The sequence below is a fragment of the Mycobacterium sp. NGS27 genome (assembly GCF_059813005.1).
Genome location: NZ_JCALDT010000042.1, coordinates 1 through 493 on the forward strand (window position 1 = coordinate 1; position 493 = coordinate 493).

At 58.8% G+C, this 493-nt stretch carries 1 protein-coding gene; it reads left to right on the forward strand.

The genetic code is table 11. The annotated features are described in order from the left end of the window. The coding region (locus AC5Y30_RS25480) for an MCE family protein (RefSeq protein WP_499922084.1) at positions 1-493 on the forward strand (493 nt) is incomplete at both ends.

The window sequence follows — 493 nt, forward strand, 5'->3', positions numbered from 1 at the left end:
ATGTTGGCGTCGCGGGCGGGGTTGGTGATGGATCCGGGTTCGAAGGTGACTTATAACGGGGTGGAGATCGGCCGGGTGGGGTCGATTTCGGAGACGGTGCGTGATGGCAAGCCGGCGGCGAAGTTCGTTCTTGAGGTGTATCCGCGGTATTTGAAGTTGATTCCGTCGAATGTGAATGCCGATATCAAGGCGACGACGGTGTTCGGCGGCAAGTATGTGTCGTTGACGACGCCGGCCAATCCGTCGCCGCAGAAGATTTCGCCGCGCACGGTGATCGATGCGCGTTCGGTGACCACCGAGATCAACACGTTGTTTGAGACGATCACCTCGATCGCGGAGAAGGTCGATCCGGTCAAGCTGAATTTGACGTTGAGTGCGGCGGCGCAGTCGTTGTCGGGGCTGGGGGAGAAGTTCGGCCAGTCGATCACCAACGCCAACGTTCTTCTTGATGATGTGAATCCGCAGATGCCGCAGGCGCGCAAGGACATTCAGC